Origin of the sequence: Microbispora rosea (assembly GCF_900156315.1) — a bacterium.
In the GTDB taxonomy this organism is placed as follows: Bacteria; Actinomycetota; Actinomycetes; order Streptosporangiales; family Streptosporangiaceae; genus Microbispora; species Microbispora rosea.
This window is the reverse complement of the sequence record NZ_FTNI01000011.1, coordinates 192,049-208,051: the sequence shown is the minus strand read 5'-3', so window position 1 is coordinate 208,051 and position 16,003 is coordinate 192,049. Positions and strand designations below refer to the sequence as shown.

15 protein-coding genes and 1 riboswitch are annotated in these 16,003 nt (G+C 71.5%); of the genes, 3 read left to right on the top strand and 12 right to left on the bottom strand.

The genetic code is table 11. The features are described 5' to 3' along the window. Window positions 1-34: 34 nt before the first annotated feature. On the bottom strand, window positions 35-439 hold the full coding sequence (locus tag BXA11_RS17990) for a hypothetical protein (RefSeq protein WP_036405421.1): 405 nt from the start codon (window positions 437-439) through the stop codon (window positions 35-37). A gap of 170 nt (window positions 440-609) precedes the next feature. Here BXA11_RS17990 and sigJ point away from each other — a divergent pair, with 170 nt between their 5' ends. Continuing rightward, on the top strand, window positions 610-1,614 hold the full coding sequence (sigJ, locus tag BXA11_RS17985) for an RNA polymerase sigma factor SigJ (protein ID WP_076435892.1): 1,005 nt from the start codon (window positions 610-612) through the stop codon (window positions 1,612-1,614). Here the strand turns inward: sigJ and BXA11_RS17980 are convergent. Then, window positions 1,607-2,221 carry an alpha/beta hydrolase family protein gene (locus BXA11_RS17980; protein WP_076435890.1) on the bottom strand — a complete coding sequence of 205 codons (615 nt, stop codon included), beginning with the start codon at window positions 2,219-2,221 and terminating at the stop codon, window positions 1,607-1,609. The two genes, sigJ and BXA11_RS17980, sit on opposite strands and share 8 nt — an antisense overlap. A gap of 92 nt (window positions 2,222-2,313) precedes the next feature. On the opposite strand from BXA11_RS17980, the gene BXA11_RS17975 reads away from it, so the two are divergent. After that, a complete protein-coding gene (locus BXA11_RS17975; RefSeq protein WP_143734372.1) occupies window positions 2,314-2,721 on the top strand; it encodes a hypothetical protein in 408 nt (135 codons plus the stop codon). 18 nt (window positions 2,722-2,739) lie between these two features. Here the strand turns inward: BXA11_RS17975 and BXA11_RS17970 are convergent, their stop codons facing one another. From BXA11_RS17970 to BXA11_RS17955, 4 genes are all read right to left on the bottom strand, one after another. After that, window positions 2,740-3,279, bottom strand: a complete 540-nt coding sequence (locus BXA11_RS17970; RefSeq protein ID WP_051761380.1) for a hypothetical protein — start codon at window positions 3,277-3,279, stop codon at window positions 2,740-2,742. A gap of 92 nt (window positions 3,280-3,371) precedes the next feature. Next, window positions 3,372-6,197 (bottom strand): aminomethyl-transferring glycine dehydrogenase, encoded by a 2,826-nt coding sequence (gcvP, locus tag BXA11_RS17965; protein WP_076435887.1) that lies wholly within the window; start codon window positions 6,195-6,197, stop codon window positions 3,372-3,374. A gap of 181 nt (window positions 6,198-6,378) precedes the next feature. Next, window positions 6,379-6,471, bottom strand: a riboswitch (glycine riboswitch). 21 nt (window positions 6,472-6,492) lie between these two features. Then, on the bottom strand, window positions 6,493-7,188 hold the full coding sequence (locus tag BXA11_RS17960; protein WP_204053691.1) for a response regulator: 696 nt from the start codon (window positions 7,186-7,188) through the stop codon (window positions 6,493-6,495). After that, on the bottom strand, window positions 7,185-9,158 hold the full coding sequence (locus BXA11_RS17955) for a sensor histidine kinase (RefSeq protein WP_076435885.1): 1,974 nt from the start codon (window positions 9,156-9,158) through the stop codon (window positions 7,185-7,187). The genes BXA11_RS17960 and BXA11_RS17955 overlap by 4 nt, the downstream gene beginning before the upstream one ends. A gap of 164 nt (window positions 9,159-9,322) precedes the next feature. Here BXA11_RS17955 and BXA11_RS17950 point away from each other — a divergent pair, with 164 nt between their 5' ends. Then, window positions 9,323-10,048, top strand: a complete 726-nt coding sequence (locus BXA11_RS17950; RefSeq protein ID WP_076435883.1) for a hypothetical protein — start codon at window positions 9,323-9,325, stop codon at window positions 10,046-10,048. Between the two features lie 31 nt (window positions 10,049-10,079). Here BXA11_RS17950 and BXA11_RS17945 read toward each other — a convergent pair whose 3' ends face one another. From BXA11_RS17945 to clsA, 6 genes are all read right to left on the bottom strand, one after another. Beyond that, a complete protein-coding gene (locus BXA11_RS17945) occupies window positions 10,080-10,697 on the bottom strand; it encodes a MerR family transcriptional regulator (RefSeq protein WP_030506528.1) in 618 nt (205 codons plus the stop codon). 155 nt (window positions 10,698-10,852) lie between these two features. Further along, window positions 10,853-11,323, bottom strand: coding sequence for a bifunctional nuclease family protein (locus BXA11_RS17940; RefSeq protein WP_139577972.1), 471 nt, complete (start codon window positions 11,321-11,323; stop codon window positions 10,853-10,855). A 76-nt stretch (window positions 11,324-11,399) separates the two neighbouring features. Further along, complete coding sequence (gene ftsR, locus BXA11_RS17935; protein WP_076435881.1) at window positions 11,400-12,056, bottom strand: transcriptional regulator FtsR; 657 nt, start codon at window positions 12,054-12,056, stop codon at window positions 11,400-11,402. A gap of 19 nt (window positions 12,057-12,075) precedes the next feature. Then, a complete protein-coding gene (locus BXA11_RS17930; RefSeq protein ID WP_030506531.1) occupies window positions 12,076-12,579 on the bottom strand; it encodes an FHA domain-containing protein in 504 nt (167 codons plus the stop codon). A 140-nt stretch (window positions 12,580-12,719) separates the two neighbouring features. Further along, entirely contained in the window at window positions 12,720-15,224 is a 2,505-nt protein-coding gene (locus BXA11_RS17925) for a mannose-1-phosphate guanyltransferase (protein WP_076435879.1), read from the bottom strand. 3 nt (window positions 15,225-15,227) lie between these two features. Next, entirely contained in the window at window positions 15,228-15,794 is a 567-nt protein-coding gene (clsA, locus tag BXA11_RS17920) for a cardiolipin synthase ClsA (RefSeq protein ID WP_030506533.1), read from the bottom strand. Between the last annotated feature and the right edge of the window lie 209 nt (window positions 15,795-16,003).

The following is a 16,003-nucleotide window of genomic DNA, read 5'->3' as shown; positions in this document are numbered from 1 at the left end:
TTTCCCTTCTCTCGCTGGTGAAGTGGGTCGCTCGTCAGTAGGCGGCCGACGGCGGGGACGCGCGGCGGCCGGACCAGATCCAGACGAGCTGAAGGACGCTCAGACCGAACATCAGGACGCCCAGCGGGATGTGCAGGGTCTTCACGTGCGCGATGCCCAGCGCCACCTGCGCGAGCGTGAGCCCCAAGAACCCGGCCGCGTACAGGATGGGCCCGGGCGAGCCGCCACCCGGACGCCACGTCAAGATCGCGACGATCAGATGCAGCACCGTCACGACGAACACCGTGTACGCGCCGGCGCTGTGCAGCGCCCCATGGCCGGGCGACGACAACAGCAGTCCCGCGGTGATCGCCTGGACGAAGACGGCCACGGTTTGCACGGTGGTCGCGGCACGCAAGAACATGAGGTTGCCTTGCTTCGCCGTCGTGCGCGTGGGCATGGCGCGGTTTCCCTTCTCGATCTCACTGTGTGTGAGGCTCGGGACCCGGTGTCCCGGTAGCCCGACGACGCGACCGCCGGGAATGTGAGGCGAAGCGCCGGCCTCACACTTGGGCGCGCTGTCTCGTCGGTCTGGTGAGGGACGATGCGACCGAGGAAGCCGGGGACACCATGACCACCACATCCGAGCCGGGACACGACCGGCCCGATCCGAGCCTCGACGCGATCATGAGCGAGCGGCGTCAGCTGATCAATCTCGCGTACCGGCTCCTCGGTTCACTGGCCGATGCCGAGGACGTCGTGCAGGAGACGTACGCCCGCTGGTATGCCATGTCACGGCAGCAGCAGGAGGCCATCGCGTCCCCCGGCGCCTGGCTGACGAAGGTGGCCGGCCGCATCTGCCTGGACCTGCTCGGCTCGGCACGGGCCCGGCGGGAGAGCTACGTGGGCGAATGGATCCCGGAGCCGCTCCCGGATCGTGCGGAGTGGATCGACGGGCGGGGCGGCGGCACGACCGACCCTGCCGACCCGGCCGACCGGATCACGCTCGACGAGTCGGTCACCATGGCCTTCCTGGTCGTGCTCGAGTCGATGACCCCGGCCGAGCGTGTCGCCTTCGTCCTCCACGAGGTGTTCCGCTACTCCTTCGCGGAGGTGGCCGATATCGTCGGCCGCACACCCGCGGCATGCCGCCAGCTGGCCTCCTCCGCCCGCCGCCGTATCCGCGCGTCGCAGGCTCTCCCGGCTCCCGCGGGTCTGCGGGCCGGCCTTGTGAGGGACTTCAAGCAGGCATGGGAGGCCAAGGACATCGACACCCTCGTGGGCCTCCTCGACCCCCGCGCCACGATGATCGCCGATGGCGGCGGACTGGTCAGCGCCGTGCTCCGCCCGATCGAAGGCGGCGAGCAGATCGCCCGCTACATCATCGCCATCGCCGACATGGCCCCCGGGCTGACGATCCTGGAGCGTACGGTCAACGGTCAGCCCGGTCTGGTGGCCCAGCGCGACGGCGTCACCGTGACGGTGGCGGCGTTCGACGTTCCAGGCGACCGGATCACGCGGATCTGGGCGGTACGCAACCCGGAGAAGCTCTGGCCGTGGACGGGGGAGCCACAGGCGGCCTCCGACAGCGGCCACGATGCCCGCCACGGTGAGGGTGAGACCACGATCACGTGAGCGGATCCGAGGAGCGGGACCCGGGCGAGAGCAGCCACCGCGCCACCACCTCGCCCACACGGGCGGGGTCCTTCTTGAACTCGTGTCCCTCCCCCACAAGGACCACGAGACATGCGGCGTCCTTCTCGTCCGGCACGCCGAACGGATCCCGGTCCCCGTTGACCACGAGCACCGGGGTCCCCGCCTGCCGCAGTTCCTCCGCCCGTGACCGTTCCGGCCGGCCCGGCGGGTGGAGCGGGAACGCGAGCGCCACCACCGCCTCGGCCCCGGCGGCGCGTGCCGTGCGGCAGGCGACCCGCGCGCCGTTGCTCCGCCCGCCCTGGACGAGGGGCAGGCCCGGATGACGCTCGCGGAGCGCGGCGACGATCGACAGCCACGCCTCGTCCTGTTTGACGGCCGAGCCCGGCGCCCGTGCGCCGCGCAGCCGGAACGGCTGGGTCACCCGTGCGACGCTCCCCCCGATCGCCAGCACCGCGTCCCGTACGGCGAGCAGGTCGGGGGCTTCCACACCTCCCCCGGACCCATGGGTCAGGACCAGCAGCAGCCGGGGATCGGCCGCCTCGTCCACCTCGGCCAGCGCGCGGCCGTGCGGGGTCTCGATCTCCATGCGGCGACGCTAACGGGTCCGACCGGAGCAGGAGGATTCGACCCTCCGATCGGAGGATGGCAGGCACCTGATAAAGGGGCCACAATGTCATGGTGCCGGACATCGCATCGCAGCAGCCGCCCGGGACCGGGCGCCCCGTCCCTCCGCCACCGGCGGCCCCCTCGAACCGTGAGGATCTGCGCGCCGTGATGGCGGCCCGCCGCGACCTCGGCCCGGACTACGAGGACGCCCTGGTCGACTCGTTCCTCGACAAGCTCGACGTGGAGATCGCCGCGCGGGTACGCAACGAGGTGGCGGCCCATCTCGCCCGGCAGCCGCCCGGAAATCAGCCCAAGCAGAAGGACAGCGCCGTCGGCATCGCCATAGGCTCACTGGCCCTGGGCATCCCGTTGACGGGAATCGCCGTGGGAAACGCGCACCTTCCGGGGCTGCTCCTCGCCTGGGGCGGGATCGTCGCGGTCAACCTCGCCTACGCCCTCGGCCGCCGCAGAGAGCGCTGAGCCCTGCCCGGGGGTCGGTCAGGCCTCCACGCCCTCCATGGCGGGGCGCACGTCCCGCCCGAGGCGCAGCCGCACCTGCTCGGCGAGCGCGGGATCGGGATGGTCGAGGCCGTAGCGCCACACGGTCTCCGCGTCAGCGTCACGGCCCCGCAGCGGTAGCGTGCGGGCCAGCAGTTCGATCGCGAGCGCGCCGGTGCCGGCGTCGGCCCCCTCCTGACGGCTGTCCTCCACGGCCCCGGCGAACTGCGCGCACGCCATCTCCAGGTGCGCCATGCCGAGCAGCACCCGCAGCCGCGCGGGATCGGCCACCGCGCTGACCGACAGCGCCTCAAGCAGGACGTCGGCGGCCCGCTCTGGCTCGCCGTCCTCCAGCAGCCGCTCGGCCATCCGCTCGACCACAACAGACAGGCCCTCGCCCGCCTCGCCGCGGTCCGGCGCGTCCTCGTCCGCCGCGAGCTCCGCGAAGATCGCGGCCGCGCCGTCGAGGTCGCCGCTTTCGGCGAGCCGGCGCGCGTGGTCGAGCCGGTCGGACCGCCGCCCGGAATCGATGGCCGTCATACAGGGGGCCTCGCATGGTCGCAGGTGATGAGGAACGATCACCGCGATCTTAACGAGACCGGCCGCCGGGCGGGGCCGACATGCTCAACTGATCAGTCCTCGTACGCCTCGAGGGGCGGGCAGGAGCAGACGAGGTTGCGGTCGCCGTACGCCTGGTCGATGCGGCGCACCGGCGACCAGTACTTGTCGTCCCGCAGGCCGGGGACCGGGTAGGCGGCCACCGCCCGCGAGTACGGGTGGGCCCACTCGTCGGCGGTGAGGCACTCGGCCGTGTGCGGGGCGTTGCGCAGCGGGTTGTCGGTCTTGTCGAACTCGCCCGACGCCACCTTCGCGATCTCGCCCCGGATGGCGATCATCGCGTCGGCGAAGCGGTCGAGCTCGGCCAGGTCCTCGCTCTCGGTCGGCTCGATCATGAGCGTCCCGGCGACGGGGAACGACATCGTGGGCGCGTGGAAGCCGTAGTCGATCAGCCGCTTGGCCACGTCGTCCACCGTGACGCCGGTCTCCTTGGTGATCTGGCGCAGGTCGACGATGCACTCGTGGGCGACCAGGCCGTCCCTGCCGGTGTACAGCACCGGGTAGTGCGGCGCCAGCCGCCCGGCCAGGTAGTTGGCCGACAGGATCGCCTGCTCGGTGGCCTGCCGCAGCCCGTCCGCGCCCATCATCCTGACGTACGCCCAGGAGATCGGCAGGATGCCCGCCGAGCCGTACGGCGCGGCCGACACGTGCGCCGGCAGATGCTCGGCGAGGTGGGCCTTGACCGCCACCGGGCCGACGCCGGGACCGCCGCCGCCGTGCGGGATGCAGAAGGTCTTGTGCAGGTTCAGGTGGGAGACGTCCGCGCCGAACTCGCCCAGCTTGGCCAGTCCCACCAGCGCGTTGAGGTTGGCGCCGTCGACGTAGACCTGCCCGCCGGCCTCGTGGACCCGCTCGCAGATCTCGACGATCGTCTCTTCGTACACGCCGTGGGTGGACGGGTAGGTCACCATGATCGCGGCGAGCGCGTCACGGTGCTTGTCGATCTTGGCGGCGAGGTCGGCCAGGTCGACGTTGCCGCTTTCGTCGCAGGCCACCACGACCACCCGCATGCCCGCCATGACGGCGCTGGCGGCGTTGGTGCCGTGCGCCGAAGACGGGATGAGGCAGACGTCGCGGCCGCCCTCGCCCCTGGCGCGGTGGTAGGACCTGATCGCCAGCAGCCCGGCGAACTCGCCCTGGGAGCCCGCGTTCGGCTGGATCGACACCCGGTCGTAGCCGGTGACCTCGGCCAGCCAGCCCTCCAGCGTCGCGATCAGCTCGGCGTAGCCCTCGGCCTGCCCCGCCGGCGCGAACGGGTGGATCGCGGCGAACTCCGGCCAGGTGACCGGCTCCATCTCGGTGGTCGCGTTGAGCTTCATCGTGCAGGAGCCCAGCGGGATCATCGAGCGGTCGAGCGCGATGTCCTTGTCCTGCAGCCGCCGCAGGTAGCGCAGCATGGCCGTCTCGGACCGGTGGGAGTGGAACACGGGATGGGTGAGGAAGTCCGAGGTCCGCTGCAGGTCGGCCGGGAGGGAGTCGGAGGTCACCCGGTCGAGGTCCTCGACCACGAGCCCGGACGCGCCGAACGCCGCCCAGACGGCCCGCAGGTGGTCCGTGGTGGTCTTCTCGTCGCAGGCGACGCCGACGTGGTCGGCGTCGGCCAGGCGCAGGTTCACGCCCCGCTCGGCGGCGGCTGCCACGACCTCGGCGGCCCGCCCGGGCACGCGGGCGAGCACGGTGTCGAAGAACTCGTCGTGGACGACCTCCACGCCGCCCTCGCGCAGCCCGGCGGCGAGGACGGCCGCGTGGCGGTGCACCCGCTGGGCGATCCTCTTCAGGCCCTCCGGACCGTGGTAGACGGCGTACATCGACGCCATGACGGCGAGCAGCACCTGCGCGGTGCAGATGTTGCTGGTGGCCTTCTCCCGCCGGATGTGCTGCTCGCGGGTCTGCAGGGCGAGCCGGTAGGCCGTGCGGCCGTCGGCGTCCAGCGAGACGCCGACCAGGCGGCCCGGCATCTGCCGCTGCAGTCCCTCGCGGACGGCCATGTACGCCGCGTGGGGGCCGCCGTAGCCCAGCGGGACGCCGAAGCGCTGGGAGGAGCCGACCGCGATGTCGGCGCCCTGCTCGCCCGGGGACTCCAGCAGGGTCAGCGCCAGCAGGTCGGCCGAGGCCACCAGCAGCGCCCCCTGGGCGTGCGCCCGCTCGGCGACCGCGCGGAAGGACGCCACCCGGCCGCTCGCGCCCGGATACTGGACGAGGACCCCGAAGCACTCGGGCAGCTCGCCGCCGAGGTCGGACTCCACCAGCGTGATGCCGAGCGGCTCGGCGCGGGTCGCCAGCACGGCCTTGGTCTGCGGCAGCGCGTCGGCGTCCACCACGAAGACGTCGGTCTTCACCTTGCTCGCCCGCCGGGCCAGCGTCATCGCCTCGGCGGCGGCCGTCGCCTCGTCGAGCAGGGACGCGCCGGCGACGTCGAGGCCGGTGAGGTCCGACACGACCGTCTGGAAGTTCAGCAGCGCCTCCAGCCGCCCCTGCGAGATCTCCGGCTGGTAGGGCGTGTACGCGGTGTACCAGCCGGGGTTCTCCAGCACGTTGCGGAGGACGACACCCGGGGTGATCGTGTCGTGGTACCCGAGGCCGATCATCGAGGTCAGCACCTGGTTGCGCCCGGCGAGGGCGCGCAGTTCCGCCAGGGCCTCGGCCTCCCCCACCGCCTCGGGCAGGTTCAGCGGGCCGCGCGTGCGGATGGCCTCGGGCACGGCCACGGCGAGCAGGTCGGCCACCGACTCGTAGCCGACGACCTCCAGCATCCGGCCGCGGTCGGCATCGGAGGGGCCGATGTGACGGGTGGCGAAGAGCGGAGCGGAAAGATCGCGAAGCGTGGACCGATCGGTCATGACAGGGGCCTCCTGGCGGGTTCGAGACCTGCGGCGACCGCCCGGCGCCCGGTGTGGCGCCGCGGTCGTGAAGCGGTCTCCCCCTCTGTCATCGGACCTGAGAGCTTCACCGGGCCGTCGCGCCCGGCTTTCCCCTTCGGTGAGGCACCGCCTGGCCGGCGGGCCTGCTTTTCAGAGTCGCCTCGTCCGTGCGGTACGGATGCCTGAGAGATTCCGGGGAGGTTTGCTCCTTCGGCGCCCCTTCAAGATCAGGGGTCTCTCCCGCACGAGGTCGTCGGCCGTTCCACTCTACCGGCTACCCCGGATCGGCCCGACTCGCACCCTGCTCGAGATCGGCGCCGAGACCGGCCTGGCGGGCGCGGACGATGGCCTCGGCCCGGTCGGCGACCGCCAGCTTGGCGAAGATGGCGGTGATGTGGTTGCTGACGGTCTTGCCGCTGATGGCCAGATGCCGGGCGATCGCCGCGTTGGACCGGCCGGCCGCGATGAGGTCGAGGACCTCCCGTTCGCGGGCGGTGAGCTCGGGAAAGGGCTCCGGGGCCGGCGCGCGAGAGGCCCCGGCGGCGAAGAAGTCGATGATCCGGCGGGCCACGCTCGGGCCGAAGACGGCATGTCCGGCCGCGACAGAGCGGACCGCCCGGACGATCTCCTCCTGCTTCGCGCCCTTGACCAGGTATCCGAAGGCTCCGGCGCGCATCGCGGCGAACACCGACTCGTCGTCCTCGAACATCGTGAGCACGAGCACCCGGGTGGCGGGCACCGCGCGCACGATGGCCCTGGTGGCCTCCACCCCGTTGACGCCCGGCATGTGCAGGTCCATGACCACGACGTCGGGGCGCGTGAGCTGAACCTCACGACGGGCGGCGTCGCCGTCGCCGGCCTCGCCCACCACCTCGATGTCCGGCAGCGACGTCACCAGGGCACGCAGGCCTTCCCGCATCAGTGGGTGATCGTCGACGACGACGATCCTGATCGGTTCCCCGGCGCTCATGTCTGCTCCAGTGGAAGGCGGGCGTGGACGCGACCACCGCGGTCGGTGGGGCCGGCGGTGAGCGTACCGCCCAGTTCGCCGGCCCGCTCGTGCATGGAGCGCAGACCGACGCCGTGCGGCCACGCTCCTGCGCCCCCGGAGCCGTCGTCGCTCACCTCCACATGCAGGGCGGCGTGGTCGGCGCGCAGGGAGACCCGGCACGCCGTCGCCCCGCCGTGGCGCAGCGCGTTGGTGACCGCCTCGGTGGCGATGCGATAGGCGGCCACCTCCACCCCGGCGGGCAGCGGCGGCAGGTCGTCCGGGGCGTCGATCGTGACCACGTACCCGGCGTGCTCGCGCCGCCACGAGTCGTGGGCGCGCTGGCGCAGCGCGCCCAGCAGTCCGAGCTCGTCGAGGGCGGGCGGCCGCAGGTTGTAGACGAGCCGGCGGATATCGGCGATCGCGGCGGTCAGGTCGGCGCGCAGGTCGAGCAGGAGCCGTGCGCTCCGCTCGGGGTCGGTGTGACGCAGGTTGTGGGCCGCGTCGGCCTTGAGGGTCACCGCGGTGAGCACGGTGCCGAGGCCGTCGTGCAGATCGCGGCGCAGCCGCCGGCGTTCCTCCTCCCGCGCGGCCACGATGCGCGTGCGGGACTCGCCCAGTTGCTCGGACAGGCGCACCGCCTGCAGGGCCAGGCCGACCGGGGCGGCCAGCAGTTCCAGGGCGCGCCGGTCGGCGCCGGACAGCCGGCTCTCCCCCGCCCTCAGCCCGACGAGCAGGTCCGCGGGCGGCCCGTCGGCCACCTCCAGCGACACCGTGTGCCGCCGCCGCGGTGACCGGCCGTACGTCGCGACCAGCCGCCCGTCGGAGGCGACCGCGGCGTACGGCAGCCGCAGCGCCTCGCACACGGCTCGCAACACCCCGTCCAGGCCGGCGCCGAGCCGCAGGCCGACCCGGGCGGCGGCCGCCACAGGATCGCGGCGCTGGCCGTACATGACCCGGTCCACCAAGGACTGCACGGCCGAACGGGCGGGCGCGAAGGCGAGAGCGACAGCCGCGGTCGCGATCAGCGGGGCGGCCGACAGCCGGTCCCGCGCCAGCGCGGACAGCCCCGCGACGATGCCCAGGTAGGCCAGCACGACGCCGAGCGTGAGCGCCCCGTACACCAGCGAGCGGTTGACGATCAGCTCGATGTCGTACAACCCGTGGCGCAGGATCGCCACCGTGGCCGCGGCCGGGATCAGCGGCAGGGTCAGCAGGAACAACACCGGCCCGTCGGTCGTCACGATCCGCTGCGCGTTGAGCGCGGCGAACAGTCCCACGGCCCACAGCAGCCACATCAGCTGCTGCCGCGGCACCCCGCGGGAGCGGCGGACGCGCAGGACGAGCGCGCCGAGGGAGGCCAGCAGCACCAGCGCGGCGACGGCGGCGAACACCGGAATCAGCCGCTGGGCGACCTCGCCCACGATGACGGGCAGCATCGGCTCCTCCGTGGCCGGCCCGTCCCCCGCCGGCCCGGCCGCCACGGGCAGGGTCGGGATGGGCGTGAACGGCAGGACGGCGAGGGTCGCGACGGCCAGCGGCCGCCAGCGCCGCGACAGCGGCCTGCCGTCGGGGAACAACTGCACGATCAGCGGAAGGCAGACGACCGGCGCCGGGATCCACGCGGTGATGCCGAACAGCTCGACCGCCCGCGCCCACCCCTCCGGCAGCCCGACCGCGTCGGTGAGCAGCCCGAGGCAGGCCACGCTCAGCGTGTAGCAGGCGCCGTACGCCACGAACAGCAGCCCGATGCGGTGCCCGGGGCGGTGGGCGAGCACCAGCGCGCCGAACGTGGTGAAGGTCAGCGCCTGCGCGCTGTTGGTCAGCAGGTAGGAGTCGTCGGCCGCGTCGGCGAAGGTGAGCCCGCCGAGGAACCACGACACCCACGCCGCCACCACCACGACGGCCGTGAGGATGAGCACCGCGACCGGGCCGGCCCGCCTGACTGCCATGCGCTCATCATCGGATCCCGGCGCTCCCATCGGCCATAGGAGCGTGCTCCCGGATCACGGGGTGCACGGGACCGGAATCGGGACCACGCCCCCACGACGAAGGGAGCCGTCCGCGCCCATCCTCGGACTCGATCGGACAACTCCCGGACTTTCGGAGGATCATCATGCAGCCGGACACCGACGCCCGCGCCGCCGCCACCCCGCGGAAACCGCCGCGGGACGTGCGCGGCTTCTGGCGGGTGCTGCTCGCCGTCGTGGCCCCGCTCCCCATGCTCGGCATGGGCCTCAACTATCTGTTCAGCCCCGTGGACGGCGGCGAGTCGTTCGAGGCCACGGTCGCGGCGTACGCGGCCCACGAGCAGGCCGCGGGCGTGCTCCGATGGTTCGCCCTGCCGTTCCTGGTCGGGCTGATCCCGGCCACCTTCGCCGTGGCGTGGGTGGCCCGTCGCGGCGCTCCCAGGCTCACCACGGCGGGTGCCCTCCTCGCGCTGCTCGGCGACCTGGCCGGCTTCCCCCTGATCCGTGGCGGCGACGACCTCGCGTACCTGACGGTGACGAGGCACTTCGACGTGGCGACCATGGCGAGGATTCAGAACGCGCTCGAGGACGACCCCGTACAGCTGGTGGCGAGCCTGCTGTTCATCGTGGGCATCGTCGTCGGCCTGCTGCTGCTCGGCCTGGCGCTGTGGCGCAGCGGCGCGGCGCCGGCCTGGATGGGGGTCCTGCTCGCGGCCGGCGGGTTCACCCATCCGTTCATGCCCGGCCACACCGCGTCGGGCATCGGCCTGCTGGTCACGGCCGTGGGCTTCGCCGCCGCGTCCGTCGCCCTGCTGCGCATGCGTGATGACGAGTTCGACCTGCCCCCGGTCAGGCCCGGCACGCGCGCCTGACGGTCAAGCCTGTGATCGCCGGGGCATCCGCTCAGCCGGTCCTGCGGGCCTTTCTCCGGCGGGCCAGCTCGTCCGCCGGATGGTCCCCCTCCGCATCCGGAGCGGCCTCCGCCCGCTCGCCCGGAAGCTCGGCCAGCGATCCCTCGACCTCCCGCCAGACCCTGCCGAGCGCGATGCCGAACACGCCCTGACCGCCCTGCAACAGGTCGATCACCTCGTCGGCGCTCGTGCACTCGTAGACGCTCACGCCGTCGCTCATCAAGGTGATCTGGGCCAGGTCGTTGACGCCGCGGTCGCGCAGGTGCCGTACGGCGGTGCGTATCTGCTGGAGGGAGACGCCCGTGTCCAGAAGACGTTTGACGACCTTCAGGACGAGGATGTCGCGGAAGCTGTACAGTCGCTGAGACCCGGATCCCTGGGCGGCCCTTATCGTCGGGAGCACCAGTTCGGTCCGGGCCCAGTAGTCGAGCTGCCGGTAGGTGATCCCGGCCGCCGCGCACGCCGTGGGGCCGCGGTATCCGATGCCCTGGGGCAGCGCCGTCGGCTGCTCGTCGAACAGCAGACCCTGTTCGCCGGCGCGCTCGCGCGCCGCCTGCCGAACCGGGTCGTGCTGGCCGGCCGACTTACCCTCGCCGCTGCTGACCGCCACTGCGGACCTCCGGCTTTCTCTCATCCCACGGTCTGATCTGGGGGTTCGTGAATTACAACCGTGGTTTCCCTTGCACCGTAGGACCGGGGCCATCGTCAGTCAACGACCCCGTCCGGCGCGTCGTGAAGCGTAATCTCCCGAAATCGTCCGGCACGTCAGCCCGCCCGGCCGAAGTCTTCCGGTGTGATTTTGTCCAGGAACTCGCGGAACTTTTCCACTTCGTCTTCCTGGTCGTCGGGCATGCTCACGCCCGCCTCCTGGATCACGTCCTCACTCGCGTAGATCGTCGCACCCGTACGCAACGCCAGCGCGATCGAGTCCGAAGGACGGGCGCTGACCTCCACACCGTTGGAGAAGACCAAGTCGGCGAAGAAGATTCCATCGCGGAGCGCGACGATGTTGACGGTGCGCAACCGCACCCCCAAGGCCTCAAGAACGTCACGGAACAAGTCGTGGGTCAGCGGCCGGGGCGGCGGCTCCTCCGCCTGCGCCAACGCGATAGCGGTCGCCTCGGTCATGCCTATCCAGATCGGCAGATACCGATCGCCGCTCGTCTCCTTCAGGAGAACGATCGGCTGGTTGGTGGGCATCTCAACGCGAACCCCCACGACCTCCATCTGCAACACGGGCGGCTCCGTCTCAAGCGTCGCGGCATATCACCAGGCATTCAACGTAACACCCACGGAGGTGCGGATGTGCCGGTCACCGTCCCAGAACGCCGCGAACACTCCCACGCAGTAACGCACTGTGCAGTTCCTGGAGAAGTCCGGAGATCTCCCGAGCCGTCTCGTCCGCCTCCGCGATCGCCCCCGGCGCCTTGCGCCGCAGCAGCGGGGCCACCGCCTGCTCGATGAGACCGGCCTCCCGCTCCACCGCGGCGCGGACCGCCCTCAGGTGCCGCGCCTGCAGGCCGAACCGCGCCAGCGCCCCCACGCTGCGCGCGACCTCCAGCGCCTCCCCGTCGTAGCGGCGCGCCACGGGAGCGACCAGGCCGAAGCTCTCCATCTCGGCCAGGGTCTCCTCGTCGATGCCCGCGGCCTCGATGAGCTCTTCGCGGCTGAGACGCACGGGCGGAGCGCCGCCGGACACGGAGTGCGGGCGGGCCGCCTGCTCGTCCAGCTGATCCTTGATCACGCGGAGCGGCAGGTACTGGTCACGCTGCGCACGCAGGATGTACCGCAGGCGCTCGACGTCGTTGAAGGTGAACTTGCGGTACCCCGACGGGCTCCGCTGGGGCTCGATCAGCCCCTCACCCTCCAGAAACCGGATCTTGGAGACGGTCACGTCCGGGAACTCGCTCTGCAGCAGGGCGAGCACTTCCCCGATGCTCATGAACGCCCGTACGGCCTGCGCGCTCATGACTCCTCCTCCTCACCGATCACAGCCCTCCGGGACCACGTGTGAGGAACACCAGCCGGAACTTGCCGATCTGCACCTCGTCGCCGCCCTGCAAGGGGGACTCCTCGATGCGCTCCCGGTTGACGTAGGTGCCGTTGAGGCTGCCCACGTCACGCACGGTGAACTGGCCGCCGCGCCGGTAGAACTCCACGTGCCTCCTGGACACCGTCACATCGTCCAGGAAAATGTCGCTTTCCGGGTGGCGACCCGCCGTAGTGAGGTCGCTGTCGAGCAGAAATCGGCTCCCCGCGTTCGGGCCACGCATGACCACCAGAAGAGCCGTGCCCGGCGGCAACTGCTCGACCGAGGCCCTGTCCGGCAGAAGCGTCTGGCCCGTCTCCGCCTCAAGTGCCTCAAGTGAGATCGTCGAGGTCGTGTCGGCTGCGACGGGCGCCGGAGCGCTCAGCGGCGAACCGCATCGTGAACAGAAACGGGCATCCTCGGGGTTGGCATGACCGCACTGCGTGCAGTAGACGCTGGGCATCGAACGGCTCGGCCTCTCTCACGACTTGCTCAAGGACTAGGTCAAACTGCGAATGCCGCAACTTACGCTGATCAGGCACAAAGGTCAAGACCGCGGCTGGGCGTGGACTGACCAACGCTACAGCCAGCGGACGTTCAATGTCATCTAGCTCCGGCTGCTTGTTCGACGACGTAGGCCCAGCGTTCCAGGAGGGCCTGGGCGGTGTCCATGTCGTGGCCCTCGGCCCACAGATGCGTGACGGCCTCGGCGGGGTCGGGCAGGACGAGGGCCCAGCTCCCGTCGTCCTCCACCACGCGCACACCGTCGGTGGTGTCCAGGCGGTGGCCCTCCGCAGCCTCGACGACCGAGCGCATCACCGCCCCCTTGTGCGCCCAGGGCGTGGGAACGGTCCGCTTGAGCAGCTTGGCCTCCGGGATGCGGGCGTCGATCTGGCTGAGCGACAGCCTGGTGCGCGCGACCAGGCCGAGCAGGCGCAGGAACACCGCCAGGCCGTCCACCGTGGGCGCGAACTCCGGGACGATGAAGCCGCCCTTCCCGTCGCCCGCGAAGATCGTGTCGGGGTGCCTGGCCGCCCGGGTCAGCGTGTCGAGGCTCGTGGCCGTCCAGTCGACCTGCACGCCGTGGAAGCGGCACACCATCTCCGCCACCCGGGTCGTGGTGACCGGCAGGGCCACCCGGCCGCCCCGGCGCTCGGCCGCCACCAGATCGAGCACCACGAGCAGCGCCCGCTCCTCGCTGATCAGCTGGCCCATCTCGTCCACGAGCGAGACCCGCTCCCCCACCGGGTCGAACCGTACGCCGAAGGCGGCCCGCGCCGATGCCACCAGCTCCGCCAGGCGCTGCAGGTCGCGGCGGCGCTCGGCGAGCGTCTCGGTCGGCGAGGCGTCGTCGAGGCGGTTGTTCACGGTCAGCACGTCGACCCCGGCCCGGCCCAGCAGGCTCGGCAGCACGAGCGAGGAGGTGCCGCCCGCGCAGTCGACCACGACCTTCATCTCGGCGTCCTTCACCCCCGACATGTCGATGCAGGCCAGCAGCTCCCGGGCGTACGTGTCGACGGCGCGGGCGGGGAAGGTCAGCTCGGCGATCTCGCCGGGGAAGGCGCGCCGGTACTCCTGCCGGGAGAAGACCCGCTCCAGCTTGCGCTGGGCCGCCTGGGACAGGTCGGCTCCCGTCTCGTCCATGAACACGATGTCGACGCTCTGGGGGTCGCCCGCCGTGGTGCGCACGGCGATGCCGCCCCGGACGTTCTCGCGCGAGGTGTTGAACCTGGCGACCGGCAGGGCGGCTGCCTCCAGGTCGACCACGTTGATCGCGCTGGAGTTCAGCGCGCTGATCACCGCCCGTTTGAGCGCCCGCGCCGCGCGCGAGGCGTCGCGGGAGGTGACGACCGTGTCGCCCTTGCGCAGCGTCGTGGCGTACGCGCTGGCCAGCCGTACGCACAGCTCCGGGGTGATCTCGACGTTGACCAGCCCGGAGACCCCCCGGGGGCCGAACAGGCTGCGCTGGCCGCGCGACTCCCAGATGACGCTCGTGTTGACGACCGTGCCCGCCTCGATCGTCTTGAACGGGTAGATCTTCACCCCTGAGGAGACGTACGCCTCGGACTCGATGACGCACTCGTCGCCGACGACGGCGTTCTCCTCGATCCTGGCGCCGGTCATCACGTCGGTGTTCTTGCCGATCACGCAGCCGCGCAGGTGGGCGGCCGGGCCGACGTACACGTTGTCGCTGACCACGGCGCGGTGCAGGAAGGCGCCCTCCTTGACGACGGCGTTGCTGCCGAGCACGGTGTATTCCCGCAGCTCGGCGCCGGCCTCGACCTTCGCGTAGTCGCCGATGTAGAGGGGGCCCTTGAGCACGGCCTCGGGGTCCACCGAGGCGCCCTCGGCGGCCCACACGCCCGGTGCCAGCTCGAACGCGTCGAAGTCGACCTTGACCTTGCCCTCCAGCACGTCCGCCTGCGCCTTGAGGTAGCTCTCGTGCGTGCCGACGTCCTCCCAGTAGCCCTCGGCCACGTAACCGAACAGCCGGCAGCCGCGTTCGAGCATCTTGGGGAAGATGTCGGACGACCAGTCGACCGACTGGCCGGGGGCGATCTCGTCGAGGACCGACGGCTCCATGATGTAGATGCCGGTGTTGACCGTGTCGGAGAACACCTGGCCCCAGGTGGGCTTCTCCAGGAAGCGCTGGATGCGGCCGCTGTCGTCCACGATGATGATCCCGAACTCCAGCGGATTGGGCACGCGCTTGAGCCCGATGGTGACCAGCGCCCGGTTCTCGCGGTGGAAGCGGAGCATGTCGGTCAGGTCGATGTCGGTGAGCGCGTCGCCGGAGATGACCAGGAAGCGGTCGTCGCGGAGCTTGTCGGCGGCGTTCTTCACGCTGCCGGCCGTCCCGAGGGGGACCTCCTCGGTGGCGTAGTGGAGGGTCATGCCCAGCTCGTCGCCGTCGCCGAAGTAGTTGCGGATCAGCGCGGCCAGGAACTGCACGGTCACCACGGTCTCGGTGAACCCGTGCCGCTTGAGCAGCCGGAGCACGTGTTCCATGATCGGCCGGTTGATGATGGGGAGCAGGGGCTTGGGCTGGTTCGCGGTCATCGGCCGCAGCCGTGTCCCCTCCCCGCCCGCCATGACGACGGCCTTCACGGGTCACCCCTTCGTTAGCTGGCGCACCTGTACGACATACAACACCCCCGCCCACCAATACAGACCAGTTCCCCAGATGGCGAAGGCCCATCCGAAGATCGCGGCAATCTCGGCGTACCAGCCTTCGTGGGACGCGAGGAACAGCAGCGGGAACGCGTACATCAGGGCGGCGGTGCCGGCCTTGCCGAGGAAGTGGACGGGCAGCGCCGGGCCGTACCCGTGCCGCCGCAGCAGGGGCGGCATCCACAGCAGCAGCACGTCGCGCAGCGGCACCGCGAGCGCCAGCCACCAGGGGACGGCGCCCCGCAGCACCAGGCCGATCAGGGTGGCGAGGATGTAGAGCCGGTCGGCGAGCGGGTCGATGAGCCGGCCCAGCCTGCTGATCTGGTTCCAGGCGCGGGCGAGCTTTCCGTCGAGCCAGTCGCTGAAGCCGGCGAGCGCCAGCAGCGCGATGGCCCACCCGTCGGCATGGGGACCCAGCACGAGCCAGAGGAAGACGGGGACGCCGAGCAGCCGCAGGGCGCTCAGCAGGTTGGGCACCGTCCAGATCCGGTCCTCGGCAGCGTTCACGCCCCAGACCCTACATGCCGCTCTCCCGGTCGTTCCGGGCAGGAGCCACGGGGTTGAACGCGGTGTCGACCAAGCCGAACCGGTGGGCCATCACCGCCGCCTGGGTGCGGTTGCGCAGCCCCGGCGCCCGTCGCGGCCCGCCGCGCCGGCTGGACCATCCGAGCGGGCGGGTCGTCCGTGATCAGGAATCCGAGCGCGCCCGCCGCGTG